Here is a 14,773-nt window from a genome sequence, read left to right as displayed (position 1 = left end):
TCAGCGCCCCGACTCAGCGCCCCGACTCGGTGTACGCCGGACCGCTGCCGCCTGCGAGGTTCGCCAGCGCCGACTCGATGCGGCGGGCGGTGAAGTCGGCGCAGCGCTCGCGGACCTGGTCGATGGTGCAGAACTCCGCGGTCCGGATCTCGCGGGTCTCGCGCACGATCGCGTCGGTGAGCGCGGCGTCGTGCGTGCCGCCGTCGAAGACCAGGCAGAGCGCGTCGTCCCAGCCGCTCCACGCCGGCAGCCAGTCGGTGAGCACGAGCGCGCCGGCGGGGATGTCGAGGCCGAGCTCCTCCTGGATCTCCCGGCCGACGGCCTCGCGCGGCGACTCGTTGACCTCGACCACGCCGCCGGGGAGGTCCCAGTCGGTCTTGTAGGTGAGGTTGCAGAGGAGGACCCGGCCGTCCTGGTCGCGCAGCAGCATCTGCCCGATGGCGCGCTTGCGGGGCAGGAAGGAGTTGAGCAGTGCCCGGAAGCCCTCCGGCTCCTGGAGCGGGGTGTCGGTGGCCAGCCGCGCGTAGACGATCCGGTCGACCTGGGAGCCGTCGACGGTGACCCCGCGCATCACGCCCTCACGGCGCAGCCCGGACCACGTCGCGGTGCGCTGCGCACCCTCGTCGTCGGGGTCGACCAGGGCCTCGACGCGGGCGTGGTCGGCGAGCGCCGCGACCACGCTGTGCCGCACCACGTCGATCGGCTCGTCGGTGCTCCAGGAGATCCGGGCGACGCCCTCCGCGACGGTGGTCACGGTGGTGGTCTGCTGGGTCACGCCGTAAGACTAGCCATCAGCGACGCAGCCGGAACCACACCGTCGCCAGCGGCGGTACGACGATCGTGGCGTGCGCCGGCTGCCCCGACCACTCGCCGTCGACGGCCGTGACGGAGCCGAGGTTGCCGACCCCGGAGCCGGCGTAGGACTCGGCGTCGGTGTTGAGGATCTCCTCCCACTCGCCGGCGGCGGGGAGCCCGATCCGGTAGTCGTCGTGCGGGACCGCGGCGAAGTTCGACACGCACACCACGTCGGGGCTCTCGCCGGTGCCGCGGCGGATGAACGTGAAGATGTTGCGGCCCGCGTCGTTGGCGTCGATCCACTGGAAGCCGGCGGGGTCGTGGTCGCGCTCCCAGACGGCCGGCGAGCCGACGTACGCCGCGTTGAGATCGCGCACGAGCGAGGAGACCCCGCGGTGCTCGGGGTGGTCGAGCAGCCACCAGTCGAGCTCGCGCGACTCCGCCCACTCCGACTCCTGGCCGAGCTCGCAGCCCATGAAGAGCAGCTGCTTGCCCGGGTGGGCCCACATGAACCCGAGGTAGGCGCGCAGGTTGGCGAGCTGCTGCCAGCGATCGCCGGGCATCTTGCGCAGCAGCGAGCCCTTGCCGTGCACGACCTCGTCGTGGCTGATCGGCAGCACGAAGTTCTCGGAGAACGCGTAGACGAGCGAGAACGTCATCTCACCGTGGTGGTAGGCGCGGTGCACCGGCTCGTGCGCGAGATAGTCGAGCGTGTCGTGCATCCAGCCCATGTTCCACTTGAAGCCGAAGCCCAGGCCGTCGGCCGACGTCGGCTGGGTGACGCCCGGCCACGACGTCGACTCCTCGGCGATCGTGGTGACGCCCGGCACCCGCTTGTAGACGGTCGCGTTCATCTCCTGCAGGAACTGCACGGCCTCGAGGTTCTCGCGCCCGCCGTGCACGTTGGGCGTCCACTCGCCGTCCTTGCGGGCGTAGTCGAGGTAGAGCATCGACGCGACGCCGTCGACCCGCAGGCCGTCGGCGTGGAACTCCTCGAGCCAGTAGACCGCGTTGGCGTAGAGGTAGTTGCGCACCTCGCGGCGGCCGAAGTTGAAGATGTGGGAGCCCCACTCCGCGTGCCAGCCGCGCTGCGGGTTCGGGTCCTCGTAGAGCGGCGTGCCGTCGAACCGGGCCAGCGCCCACTCGTCGGTCGCGAAGTGACCGGGCACCCAGTCGAGGATGACGCCGATGCCGGCCTGGTGCAGCCGGTCGACGAGGAGCCGGAAGCCGTCGGGGTCGCCGAAGCGCGAGTCCGGCGCGAAGTACGAGGTGACGTGGTAGCCCCACGAGCCGCCGAACGGGTGCTGCATGACCGGCATCAGCTCGACGTGGGTGAAGCCGAGGTCGGCGAGGTACGCCGGGAGCTCGTCGGCGAGCTCGGCCCACGACCAGTAGCGCCCGTCGGGGTGCTTCTTCCACGACCCGAGGTGCATCTCGTAGATGCTCATCGGCTCGGCGACGGCGGAGCGGCCGGGCCGCGCGGTCTGCCAGGCGTCGTCGCCCCACTCGTAGGAGGACTCGAAGACCTTCGAGGCGGTGTCGGCCGGCTTCTCGGCCCAGGCCGCCATCGGGTCGGCCTTCTCCCGCCACTGCCCGTCGGGGCCGAGGATCACGAACTTGTACGCCGCGCCACTGCCCACCCCGGGCACGAAGAGCTCCCACACCCCGGAGGTGCCGAGCTGCCGCATCGGGTGCTCGCGGCCGTCCCAGCTGTTGAAGTCGGCCTTGATGCGCAGCGCGCGGGCGTTGGGCGCCCAGACCGCGAACGACGTGCCGGTCACCGGGCCGAGCGCGCCGGGGTAGTGGTGCACCCGAGCGCCCAGCACCTCCCAGAGCTGCTCGTGGCGACCCTCGTTGATCAGGTGCAGGTCGACCTCGCCGAGCGTCGGCAGGAAGCGGTAGGGGTCGTCGATCACGTGCTCGTCGGGCCCGTAGCTGACCGACACGCGGTAGTCGGGCACGTCGGGCAGCGGGATCACCCCGACCCAGATGCCCTCGTGCTCGTGGGTCAGCTCGGCCTCGCCACCCTCCCAGCGCACGGCGACGCGGGCCGCCAGCGGCTTGAGGACGCGGACGGTCACCGCGCCGTCGTGCGGGTGCGGGCCGAGCACGCCGTGCGGGTTGCCGTGCTCGCCGTGCGCCACCTGGCTGAGCTCGGCGGGGTCGACCGTCAGGACGGTGGGGGACTTGCTCTTGCTCATGCCGCTCCGATCCTCGCCACGGCCTCGAGCGGGATCCCCACCCAGGTCGGACGGTTGCGCGTCTCGTACACGGTCTCGTACACGGCCTTGTCGGCGACATAGGCCTCCAGCAGCACCTGCTGGGCATCGCTGAGCTCGCCGCCGGCGTACGCCGAGAGGAAGTGGTTGCGGTTGCGGTGCGCCCACTCCTCGGCCCGGTAGGCGCGCTGGCCGGCGCCGTCGGGCTGGTCCTCGGCGAACTGCCGCTCGACGACGTGCGGGACGTAGTCGAAGGAGCGCAGCATGCCGGCGACGTCGCGCCACCGGGAGTCGGGCTTCAGCCGCTCGACGAGCGGCTTGGCCGGCTCGCCCTCGAAGTCGACGATCTTCCAGCCCAGGCTGGTGCGCAGCGTCTGGCCGAGGTGCAGGTCGCCGTGGATCTGCTGCACCTCCACCTCGCCCAGCCCACGCAGCCGTCCGTACGCCGTGCGCAGGGCCTCGGCGTGCTGGGCCAGCTCGGGGACCACGTCGAGCGCGGCGGCCAGCCGCGCGTCCATGGCGTCGGCGAGCTCGGCCACGGCGGCCGCGTCGAGCCGGTCGACGGGGAAGTGCTCGGCGAGCACGTCGTGCACCTCGCGCAGGGCGACGCCCAGCCGCTCGGCCTCGGCGGCGAAGTCGCCGCCGGCCTCGTGGGCGTGGATGTCGGCCTCGGCATAGAGGTTGCGCACGCTGGCGAGCGCGAGGTCCCAGCCGTCGCTGGCGGTGCGCAGGAACTCCTGGAGCATCGCGAGCTGGACGGTGGTGTCCTCGTCCTCGTCGACCCAGTCGAGCCACCCGTAGAGCCGCGCGATGTGGTCCGACCCGGTGCGGGTGAGCACGTCGTGCACGCTGATGTCGGGGTTCACGCCCGGAGTGATCTTGCGGAAGACCTTCATCAGCGCGTCCTCGCCGAAGGCGACCGAGGAGTTCGACTGCTCGCCAGAGAACAGGGTGGAGTGGGCGTCGAGGTCGAGCTCGTGCTCGCCGATGCGGTGGAAGCGCAGCCCGCTCTCGTCGGTGAGGTTGCCGCCGGCCTCGCGCGCGGCCCGGTCAAAGGCGGCCAACCAGCAGTACATCGACTCGCGGTCGTGCAGGGCGTCGTAGGCGTGCACCCAGCCGCGGTCCGGCTCCTCCCACCACCCGATGAACGCGTGGTCGAGGCGGGCCTCGGGGTGCTCGTAGAACGCCATCGGCACCTGGTAGACCTCGCTGCCGCCCTCGGCGTCGTCGTAGGCGACCTCGACGAGGTCGATCACCACGTCGGCGGAGTCCTGCGAGGTGCGCGGCAGGGCGCCGATGCGGCGCACGGACGCGATGGTGAACGGACGGCCCTTGCCGCCGAACCACCGGGTGCGCTCCAGGTAGCGGGTGAAGACGTCGGGATCCACTCGGGAAATGTGCTCGGTCACAGCAGCAGCCCCTCCTCGGTCGGCTCCGGCGCAGTGAGCCGGAACCAGTAGAAGCCGTAGCCGGCCAGCGTGAGGAGGTACGGCAGCTCGCCGATCTCCGGGAACGGGACGCCGCCGAGCAGCTCGACCGGCCGCCGGCCCTCGAACCGACGCAGGTCGAGCTCGACCGGCTGCGGGAAGCGGGACAGGTTGTTGACACAGAGGATCAGGTCCTCCTTGCCGTCGGCGTCGACGTGCTCGCGGACGTAGGACAGCACCGACGGGTTCGACCCGCCCAGGTCGTGGAACGTGCCGAGGCCGAACGCCGGGTGGTTGCGGCGCGCGTGGATCATCCGCCGCGTCCAGTGCAGCAGTGACGACGAGTTCTCGAGCTGGGCCTCCACATTGACCGACTGGTACCCGAACACCGGGTCCTGGATCACCGGGCGGTCGAGCTTGCCGGGAGTCGCGGAGGAGAAGCCGGCGTTGCGGTCGGCGGTCCACTGCATCGGCGTCCGCACGCCGTCGCGGTCACCGAGCCAGATGTTATCGCCCATGCCGATCTCGTCGCCGTAGTAGAGGACGGGCGACCCGGGCAGCGAGAGCAGCAGCGCGTTGAAGAGCTCGATCTGGTTGGTGTCGTTGTCGAGGAGGGGAGCGAGCCGCCGGCGGATGCCGATGTTGGCCTTCATGCGGGGGTCCTTGGCGTACTCGCCCCACATGTAGTCGCGGTCCTCGTCGGTGACCATCTCGAGCGTGAGCTCGTCGTGGTTGCGCAGGAAGATGCCCCACTGGCAGCTCGTGGGGATCGCCGGGGTCTGCTCGAGGATCTCCGAGATCGGGAAGCGCGACTCGCGCCGCACGGCCATGAAGATGCGCGGCATCACCGGGAAGTGGAAGGCCATGTGGCACTCGTCGCCGCCGACCTCGAAGTCGCCGAAGTACTCCACGACGTCCTCGGGCCACTGGTTCGCCTCGCACAGCAGCACCCGGCCGGGGTACTCGTCGTCCACGATCTTGCGGACCCTCTTGAGCATCTCGTGGGTCTCGGGCAGGTTCTCGCCGTTGGTGCCGGGCCGCTCGTAGAGATAGGGCACGGCGTCGAGGCGGAACCCGTCCATGCCCATGTCGAGCCAGAAGCGGATCGCGTCGAGGATCGCCTCGTGCACCTTCGGGTTGTCGAAGTTGAGGTCGGGCTGGTGGGAGAAGAACCGGTGCCAGAAGTACTGCTGGCGCACCGGGTCCCACGTCCAGTTGGACGGCTCGGTGTCGACGAAGATGATCCGCGCCTCCTGGTAGAGCTCGTCGGAGTCGGACCAGACGTAGAAGTCGCCGTAGGGGCCGTCGGGGTCGGTGCGCGACTGCTGGAACCACTCGTGCTGGTCGCTCGTGTGGTTCATGACGAAGTCGATGATCACGCGGATCCCGCGCTTGTGCGCCTCGCCGAGGAAGAACCGGAAGTCGTCGATGGTGCCGATCTCGGGGTGCACGCCGGTGTAGTCGGCGACGTCGTAGCCGTCGTCGCGCAGCGGGCTCGGGAAGAACGGCGGGATCCAGAGGCAGTCGACGCCGAGCCACTGCAGGTAGTCGAGCTTCTCGACCAGGCCACGGAAGTCGCCGGTGCCGTCGCCGTTGGAGTCGCGGAAGGCGCGCACCAGCACCTCGTAGAAGACCGCGGTCTTGAACCAGTCGGGCGTGCGCTCGTTGAGCACCTTGAGGTCGGTGGTGGTCGTGGTCTCCTCCGTCACCGGCCGCTCCTGACCGTCAGCACGTGCGCCGGCTCGTGGTAGGGATCGAGCCGGACGTAGTTGTGCTGGTTCCAGGTCCAGTCCGCGCCGCTGATCTCGTCGTGCACCACGAACGTCGCGTGCTCGTCGAGCCCGAGCGCGGCGAGGTCGAGGTGGACGGTGGTCTCGCGGGCCGCGTGCGGGTCGAGGTTGACCACCACGATGACCGTGTCGCGCTGCCCGCCGGCGAGCAGCGCGCTCTTGCTGAACACGAGGACGTTGTCGTCATCGCTCCAGTGCACGGCGACGTTGCGCAGCTGCTGGAGCGCCGGGTGTGCGCGGCGGATCTCGTTGAGCCGGGTGAGGTACGGCGCGAGCGTGCGCCCCTCCCGCTCGGCGGCGTCCCAGTCGCGGATCCGGATCTGGTACTTCTCCGAGTCGAGGTACTCCTCGCTGCCGGGCTTGACCGCCACGTGCTCGTAGAGCTCGTAGCCGGAGTAGACGCCCCAGCTCGGCGACCCGGTGGCCGCCAGCACCGCACGGATCTTGAACGCCGCGGGCCCGCCGTACTGCAGGAACGCGTGGAGGATGTCGGGGGTGTTGACGAAGAAGTTCGGCCGCATCACGTGGTCGGTCTCGTGCGCCAGCTCGAGGAGGTAGTCCTCGAGCTCGCTCTTGCCGTTGCGCCAGGTGAAGTAGGTGTAGGACTGCTGGAAGCCGATCGCCCCGAGGGTGCGCATCATCGCCGGACGCGTGAACGCCTCGGCGAGGAAGAGCACGTCGGGGTCGGTGCGGCGGATCTCCTTGAGCAGCCACTCCCAGAACGCCACCGGCTTGGTGTGCGGGTTGTCGACGCGGAAGATCCGCACCCCGTGCGACATCCAGAGCCGGACGATGCGCAGCACCTCCTGGCAGATGCCGCTGGGGTCGTTGTCGAAGTTGACCGGGTAGATGTCCTGGTACTTCTTCGGCGGGTTCTCCGCGTAGGCGATCGTGCCGTCGGCGCGCGTGGTGAACCACTCGGGGTGGCTGGTCACCCACGGGTGGTCGGGCGCCGCCTGCAGCGCGAGGTCGAGCGCGACCTCGAGGCCGAGCGACCGGGCCCGGCTGACGAAGGCGTCGAAGTCGTCGAACGTCCCGAGGTCGGGGTGGATCGCGTCGTGGCCCCCGTGCTTGGACCCGATCGCCCACGGGGACCCGGTGTCGTCCGGTCCGGGGTCGAGGGTGTTGTTGGGGCCCTTGCGGTTGACCTCGCCGATCGGGTGGATCGGCGGCAGGTAGACGACGTCGAAGCCCATCGCGGCGACCGCGTCGAGGCGCTTGGCAGCGGTCTCGAAGGAGCCGGTGGTGACCTTGCCGGTCTGGGGGTCCTTGGTCGCACCCTCCGAGCGCGGGAAGAACTCGTACCAGCTGCTGAACAGCGCCTTCGAGCGGTCGGCGTACGCCGGGTAGGGGCCCTCGACCGTCAGCAGCTCGCGCAGCGGGTGCGCGGCGAGCACCCGGGTCAGCTCGGGCGCCTGGAGTGCCGCGAGGCGGGCCGCGGCCGGCCGCTTGGTGTCGGTGGCGGCCTCGATCCCGGCCCGCAGCACGGCAGTGGCCTGCTTGGTCTCGGGGTCCCGGGGGTCCAGCGTGCCGAGCACCCGCTCGAGCAGCAGCCGACCCTCGGTGAACATCAGGTCGACGTCGACGCCGGCCGGCACCTTGACGCCGGCGTTGTGCTGCCAGGTCGCGACCGGGTCCGACCAGGCGGCGATCTCGAAGGTCCAGGCGCCGGGCTGGTCGGGCGTCACCCACGCGGTGTAGCGGTCGGGGACATCGGACTCCTGGCTCATCCGCACCGGCGCCCGGCGCCGGCCTTGCGGGTCGATCAGCACGACCTCCGCCCCGAGCCGGTCGTGTCCCTCGCGGAACACGGTCGCACGGACGGGGAGTGGCTCTCCGACTGTCGCCTTGGCCGGCTGGCGGCCGAGGTCGACGACGGGCATGACCTCCATGATGGGGATTCGTCCGACCATGAACTCCAACCTAGCGAGAGGGCGAGGGGAAGCGGCAAGTGCGCCGCCTCCGCCTCATACCCTCAGCGGCTCCGGGTCACACGGAAGACGACGACCGGTGAGACGGAGCCCACGTACGCCGTGGGGTCGGCCGGCACGAAGCGCACCCGGACCCGGTGCAGCCCCGGCGCGAGGGAGCGCGGCAGGCGCAGCGTGAACCGGCCCGCGCCGAGCGCGTGCGTCGAGCGGTGGCCGTCGCGGACGACGACCAGCGAGCCTGCCCGGCGGACGGGGACCCCGGCGGCGGTGACCCGCACGGAGGCGATGCCCGGCGTGCCCCGGCGCAGCCGGTCCGGCAGCTGGACCCGGGTGACGGTGCGGGCCGGGGCCTTCGCGCCCGGGGAGGCCTTCGCGCCCGGCGTCACCGTGCCGCCCGTCGCCGACGAGCTCGGGGTGGCCGTGCCACCGGTCGTCGACCCGCCGGCGGGCGCGTCGGCCGCGAACACCTGGAGCTCGGCCGCGTGCACGATCGTGCCCCGGTCGGAGGCGGTCGCGCAGTCGGTGGCGTTGTTGGGATCCTCGTCCTGCTCGCCGGCGTACTCGTCGTTGCCGGTGCACTGGTTCTCGAGCGCCACCAGCCGGACCGCTGCCGCCCGGGTGGGCGGGACCTCGAAGCCCCGGAGCGTCTGGTCGGGTGCGACCGGCCGCGGTCGGGTGCCGGGGAAGGCGTCGTCCTCGGAGGTGAAGAACGTCGTCCACGTGGCCCCGGCGGAGGAGCAGTCACTGGTGCAGGCCCGGAGCTCGAACTTCCGCAGCGCGGTGAACCGCGAGCCGGAGTCCGGGTCGTCCTGCGCCAGCGGCAGCCCACTGTCGGGGACCGTGGTCGGCGTGAGCAGGGCGCTCACCTGCACGTGGTCGATCGTCTGCACGTCGCCGGCCAGGTCGACGGCGACGTAGGGCTTCGAGGTGTCGACGTTCTCGGCGGTCACGCCACCCCAGTTGGTGGCCTCGGTGCCGTCGATGAGCGCCTCGGCGTTGAGGGAGCCCTCGGTCGCGCCGATGACGGTGGCGCCGGCCGCGGCGCTGGCCACGTTGGGCCGCGTGTCGTCGATCGTGACCGTCCGCGCGGAGCCGTCGGTGACGGTCAGCTCGAAGCGGCGGAAGCCGCGGTCGGGGGAGACGTAGAGCATCCGGTAGGTGCCGGGGGTGAACTCGGCGCTCGCGCCGAGCCCGGTCGCAGGGTCGGTGTCGGCCACCGGGGTCACCCGGGCCTCGTAGTCGCCGACGTAGACCCTGCCCGCGCCCGACGAGGCGAAGGTGACGGTCGCGTTGGGACCGGTCGGCGTCGCGAAGCTCGGCGTCGGCTCGCTCGAGTCGGAGTCCGGCGTCGAGGCGTCGCGGCCCATGCCGCGGCGGGCGTACGCCGCCCAGAGCGCCTCGGCGTTCTCGCCCCCGAACCGCATCCGGTCCGCGGCGATCATCGCGTCGCGGGCGTCGAGCATCGACGTCGAGCCCTGCTGGAGCAGGAACGCGTCGAACATCAGCTGCAGCCAGCGCCGGTTGCCCGGGCAGTGGCTGGCCGACAGCGGGCTCTGCGCGCCGTGCGCGACCGCGCACTCCTTCTGCAGCGCGGCGTCGTCGTAGGGGAACTGCGCGTCCCACTTCTCCACCAGCGCCTGGCGGACCTCCCACTGGGTGCCGTTCCAGATCTCGCCGTCGGCGTGCACCTCCGGGCCGGTGGTGTCGAAGCCGTAGTCGCTGTAGTTGAGCGGGTTCTGGTCGATCGCATAGTCGCGGATGCCCGCGACCGAGTTGCCGGTCGCGTAGGGACCGACGACCCAGGGGCTGGCGCCGTTCGAGTAGCCGTTGGCGAACATCAGCTCCGCCGCGTTGAGGTCGCCCCAGGACTCGCCCATCGCGCCGCCCTGCTCGGAGGTCAGGCCGTCGTCGGGGCCGCCGACCATCCGGTTGCTGATCGCGTGGGTGTACTCGTGGCCGACGATGCTCATGTCGAGCGCGCCGTCGGCGCAGGGGGAGTAGAAGGAGCCGGCGATCGGCTGGAAGAGGTACTGGTTGGTGATGCCGGGGATGCCGTCGTTGAGCGTGATCTGGTTGGCGTTGTCGCGGCCGAGGTACGTCGGGCTGCCGGTGAGCGCGCCGGCCTGGGCGTTGCCGATCTCCTGGTCGCCGGGCACGCCGCCGTGGCCCCGGTTGTCGAGCTGGAGGTTGTAGTTGTCCTCGGTGAAGCCGAGGTAGTAGCTGTGGTCGTGCATCCGGTTGTGGGCGACGAAGAGGTTGGTGACGGTCGCGTCGATGTCGTTGCCGGTCGGCACGAGCCGGGTCGGGTCGCAGCCGGACTCGTTCCACGCGTCGGTGAACTCGGTCGTGTAGTCGCGGGTCGGCGACAGCGGCGCCTGGAAGAGGCCGCCCGGGGCCAGCGGGTCGGCCCACGCCTCGTGGGTGTTGGCGTTGTTGCCGACGGTCGTCGCGGTCGGGACGCCGTGCAGCGCGTCCCACGGGCCGTCGTTGGCGGCGTTGGTCGCGAGCGGGCCGTTGGGCGTCGTGCAGTCGGGCGTGGTGTCGGTCCAGCAGCCGACGACCGAGTTGCCCGGCACCGAGCCGACCGCGGTCGACCCGAGGTCGGGGTTGGCGGTGAAGTAGCGCCAGCGCGGGTCGGTGGTCACCCCACCGGTCTCGGGCGCACCGCTGTCGCTGGTCGCCACGAGCACGGCGTACTGCCCGACCGTGATGGACACGTCGTCGAACGGGCAGACCTGGACCGAGTAGGTGCCGGCGGGGAAGCCCGTGGTCGACGAGAACGTGGCGAGCTCGGGGCTGGTCAGCAGGTCCTGGGTCTCGTGCAGGCCGCCGGGACCCTCGAGGGTGACGGTCACGTCGTCGGTCGGCACCGCGATCGCGGTCGCGGTGATCGTCTTCGTCAGGTCGTCGTCGAGCTCGAAGGCGTGCCGGGCTCCGCACTGGTCGCTGGTGACGGTGCCCTGGAAGACGTTGGTGAACATGGCGTTGTCGACCGCGTTGTGCCGCACCAGCACGTCCTTGGTCGCGCCGTCCACGAGGACGCGGTAGGCCGTGGCGTTGCCGCCCAGCACCTGGACGACGTTGGCCTCGAGCACCGGCCGGACCGAGCCGTCCGCCATCGGCAGCGCGCGCAGCCGGACGGTCTGCTCCTGCGGGAAGCCGGGCACGGTGAGGCGGGTCCAGCCGCCCGAGACCGCGGACACGATGTCGGCGACCCGTCCGGCGGGGACGGCGAGCCCGACGTTCGCCGCGGCGGCCAGCCAGCCCTGGAGCGGGGAGACCGTGCTCGCGGCCGGGGCGCCGGTCGCCCGCGAGAGCGAGGACGAGACGTAGGCGACCTGGCCGTCCGCGATCCCGATCGTCACCAGGCCGCCGGTGGCCGGGGCGAGGGTGCCGAAGCGCTGCCGGAGCAGCACCGCGTGGGCGTCGGAGTCGGCGAACCGCTGGTCGTTGACGACCTCCAGGCCGGTGACCTGGGCCGCGCCGAGACCGAGCACGTCGGCGTGCGCGGCGACCCAAGCGCGGGCCGCGGTGACCGGGTCACCCGGGGCCGCGCCCAGCGAGCCGTCGAGCGGCAGGATCGAGGCCGGCGTACCGGCGGCGTTCCAGCGCAGCCGCACCGGTCCGAGGCCGTCGACGGCCTCGCGCTGGAGCGCGGTCGGCGCCACGGCGGCGCGTACGTCGAGGTCGCGCAGCCCGGCCACGGGGTCGCCGGGAGTGCGGCTCGGGGCGGGTGCCGGCCCGGGAGCCGGGGCGCCCGGCGCGGCGAGCGCCGGGAGCTGGGCGAGACCGGGGACGAGCAGGACCACCAGGGCGAAGAGGGCCGCGGCGCGACGGGTGCGGATCGACATGCCAGCCCAACGGCGGACGCGGGCGTTCGTTATGTGGACCCGTCCGGGACGGTGGCCGGACGGGACCTCCGGTCTGGACCAGGGGACGTTGGGCCCCGAACTTTGATCGTTCCAAGGAAGGCGCGGTACCGTCCCGTTCCGTGCGTGCTTTTCGTCGATTCACCGTCCGTCCCGTCCTGCCGGAAGCGCTTGCGGCGCTGAGCGAGCTGGCGGGGAACCTGCGCTGGTCCTGGCACCCGGAGACGCAGGACGTCTTCGCCGCCGTCGACCCCGACCTGTGGGAGTCGACCGGGCGTGACCCGGTCGGCCTGCTCGGCGCCGTCGGCCGCGAGCGCCTCGAGGAGCTGGCGGCGGACCAGTCCTTCCTCGACCACCTCGCCGCGGCCCACGCCGACCTCCAGCGGTACCTCACCGGCGACCGCTGGTACCAGCGCCGCCTCGCGTCCGGCGTCGCGGGGCCCCGGGCCATCGGCTACTTCTCCCCGGAGTTCGGCATCACCGCCGTGCTGCCGCAGTACTCCGGCGGCCTCGGCATCCTGGCGGGCGACCACCTCAAGGCGGCCAGCGACCTCGGCGTCCCGATCGTCGGCGTCGGCCTGCTCTACCGGCACGGCTACTTCAAGCAGTCGCTCTCCCGTGAGGGCTGGCAGCAGGAGACCTACCCCGTCCTCGACCCCGACGGCCTGCCGATCTCGCTGCTCCGCGAGGAGAACGGCGCGGGCGCGCTGATCACCATCGCGCTGCCCGACGGCCCCGAGCTGCTCGCCCGGATCTGGGTGGCCAGCGTCGGCCGGGTGCCGCTGCTGATGCTCGACACCGACGTCGAGGGCAACCCCGACCACTACCGCGAGGTGACCGACCGTCTCTACGGCGGCACCAGCGAGCACCGGCTCCGCCAGGAGCTGCTGCTCGGCGTCGGCGGCGTGCGCGCGCTGCGCGCCTACTCCCGGATCACCGGCCACCCGGCCCCCGATGTGTTCCACACCAACGAGGGCCACGCCGGCTTCCTCGGCCTCGAGCGGATCCGCGAGCTCACGGTCGCCGAGGGCGGCCCGCGCCTCGACTTCGAGACCGCCCTCGAGGTGGGCCGGGCCTCGACGGTCTTCACCACCCACACCCCGGTCCCGGCCGGCATCGACCGGTTCCCCCGGACGCTGGTCGAGCAGTACTTCAGCGGCGTCGGCCCGACCCCCGGCGTCCCCGTCGAGCGGATCCTCGCGCTCGGTGCGGAGGACTACGAGGGCGGCGACCCCGCGGTCTTCAACATGGCCGTGATGGGCTTCCGGCTCGCGCAGCGCGCCAACGGCGTGTCGCAGCTGCACGGGCACGTCAGCCGCGACATGTTCCAGGGCCTGTGGCCCGCGTTCGACGAGGCCGAGGTGCCGATCGGCTCGATCACCAACGGCGTGCACGCGCCGACGTGGGTCGCGCGCGAGATGTTCGACCTCGCCGCCGGCCAGGGCGTCGACAAGGAGTCCGACGACGTCGACGCGTTCTGGGACGTCGTCGACAAGGTGCCCGGCACCGACGTCTGGGCGACCAAGCGGGTGCTGCGCGAGAAGCTCGTCGTCGACGCCCGCCGCCGCCTGCGGCGCTCGTGGGAGAAGCGCGGCGCCGCCCGGGCCGAGCTCTCCTGGATCGACCACGCCCTCGACCCCGACGTGCTGACGATCGGCTTCGCGCGGCGCGCTGCGTCGTACAAGCGGCTCACGCTGATGATGCGCGACCCCGAGCGGCTCAAGAGCCTCCTGCTGCACCCGGAGCGCCCCGTCCAGCTCGTGATCGCCGGCAAGGCGCACCCGGCCGACGACGGCGGCAAGAAGCTGATCCAGGACATCGTCCGGCTCTCCGACGACCCGGAGATCCGGCACCGGATCGTCTACCTGCCCAACTACGACATCGCGATGGCGCAGCCGCTCTACCCCGGCTGCGACGTCTGGCTCAACAACCCCCTGCGCCCCTACGAGGCGTGCGGCACGTCCGGCATGAAGGCCGCGCTCAACGGCGGCCTCAACCTGTCGATCCTCGACGGCTGGTGGGACGAGTGGTACGACGGCAGCAACGGCTGGGCGATCCCGACCGCTGATGGCGTCGACGACGTCGACCACCGCGACGACCTCGAGGCCGCGGCGCTCTACGACCTGATCGAGAACGACGTGGCGCCGCGCTTCTACGACGTCGACGGCGACGGCGTTCCGACGCGCTGGCTCGAGATGACCCGGCACACGCTGAAGTCGCTCGGTCCCAAGGTGCTCGCGACCCGCATGGTCCGCGACTACGTGCGCCAGCTCTACGCCCCGGCCGCCGTCACCGCCCACGCGCTCAACTCCGACTACGCCGGCGCGGCGACGCTCGCGGCGTGGAAGAAGAGGGTCAAGGGCGGCTGGCCGAGCGTGCGGGTCGAGCACGTCGAGAGCAGCGGCGTGGCCGACGCTCCCGAGGTCGGCGACACCATGAGCGTCCGCGCGTTCGTCTGCCTCGGCGACCTGACCCCGGACGACGTCGACGTCCAGCTCGTCCACGGCCGGAGCACCGGCGAGGACCAGCTCGTCGACACGGGGATCGAGTCGCTGCACGTGGCCGAGTCCTACGAGGCCGGCCGGCACCGGTTCGACGGCACCCTCGCCCTCGACCGCTCCGGCTCCTTCGGCTACACGGTGCGGATCATCCCGCGCAACGACCTGCTGGCCTCCCCGGCCGAGCTGGGCATCGTCGCGCTGCCGTAACCGTCGAGTTGGGCCTCGGTCACGCTCGAGTTGG

At 71.8% G+C, this 14,773-nt stretch carries 7 protein-coding genes; 1 reads left to right on the top strand and 6 read right to left on the bottom strand.

What is annotated here, in order from left to right:
• Positions 1 to 13: 13 nt before the first annotated feature.
• The 6 genes from HZF07_RS22795 to HZF07_RS22770 form a co-directional block, all read right to left on the bottom strand.
• Positions 14 to 775, bottom strand: coding sequence for an NUDIX hydrolase (locus HZF07_RS22795; protein ID WP_181645620.1), 762 nt, complete (start codon positions 773 to 775; stop codon positions 14 to 16).
• Positions 776 to 791: 16 nt separating this feature from the next.
• Positions 792 to 2,996 (bottom strand): 1,4-alpha-glucan branching protein GlgB, encoded by a 2,205-nt coding sequence (gene glgB, locus HZF07_RS22790; RefSeq protein ID WP_157339838.1) that lies wholly within the window; start codon positions 2,994 to 2,996, stop codon positions 792 to 794.
• Positions 2,993 to 4,402 carry a maltokinase N-terminal cap-like domain-containing protein gene (locus HZF07_RS22785; protein ID WP_309504944.1) on the bottom strand — a complete coding sequence of 470 codons (1,410 nt, stop codon included), beginning with the start codon at positions 4,400 to 4,402 and terminating at the stop codon, positions 2,993 to 2,995. Before HZF07_RS22785 ends, glgB begins: the two co-directional genes overlap by 4 nt.
• A 17-nt stretch (positions 4,403 to 4,419) precedes the next feature.
• Positions 4,420 to 6,150, bottom strand: coding sequence for a maltose alpha-D-glucosyltransferase (gene treS, locus HZF07_RS22780; protein ID WP_181645618.1), 1,731 nt, complete (start codon positions 6,148 to 6,150; stop codon positions 4,420 to 4,422).
• Positions 6,147 to 8,144, bottom strand: a complete 1,998-nt coding sequence (locus HZF07_RS22775) for an alpha-1,4-glucan--maltose-1-phosphate maltosyltransferase (protein WP_157339837.1) — start codon at positions 8,142 to 8,144, stop codon at positions 6,147 to 6,149. Before HZF07_RS22775 ends, treS begins: the two co-directional genes overlap by 4 nt.
• A 62-nt stretch (positions 8,145 to 8,206) precedes the next feature.
• The gene (locus HZF07_RS22770; protein ID WP_157339836.1) at positions 8,207 to 12,013 is read right to left on the bottom strand and encodes a M36 family metallopeptidase; all 3,807 of its coding nucleotides are present in this window, start codon (positions 12,011 to 12,013) and stop codon (positions 8,207 to 8,209) included.
• A gap of 140 nt (positions 12,014 to 12,153) precedes the next feature.
• On the opposite strand from HZF07_RS22770, the gene glgP reads away from it, so the two are divergent.
• On the top strand, positions 12,154 to 14,739 hold the full coding sequence (gene glgP, locus HZF07_RS22765) for an alpha-glucan family phosphorylase (protein WP_181645617.1): 2,586 nt from the start codon (positions 12,154 to 12,156) through the stop codon (positions 14,737 to 14,739).
• Positions 14,740 to 14,773: the final 34 nt, after the last annotated feature.

The sequence above is a fragment of the Nocardioides agri genome (assembly GCF_013778305.1).
Taxonomy (GTDB): domain Bacteria; phylum Actinomycetota; class Actinomycetes; order Propionibacteriales; family Nocardioidaceae; genus Nocardioides; species Nocardioides agri.
The sequence above is the reverse complement of the archived record's forward strand: the minus strand, read 5'-3'. Positions and strand labels throughout refer to the sequence as shown.

What these genes read in the sequence shown, in the direction of transcription:
- glgB (WP_157339838.1), bottom strand. Translation starts at nt 2,996, where the DNA reads ATGAGCAAGAGCAAGTCCCCCACCGTCCTGACGGTCGACCCCGCCGAG.
- HZF07_RS22770 (WP_157339836.1), bottom strand. Translation starts at nt 12,013, where the DNA reads ATGTCGATCCGCACCCGTCGCGCCGCGGCCCTCTTCGCCCTGGTGGTC.
- HZF07_RS22775 (WP_157339837.1), bottom strand. Translation starts at nt 8,144, where the DNA reads ATGGTCGGACGAATCCCCATCATGGAGGTCATGCCCGTCGTCGACCTC.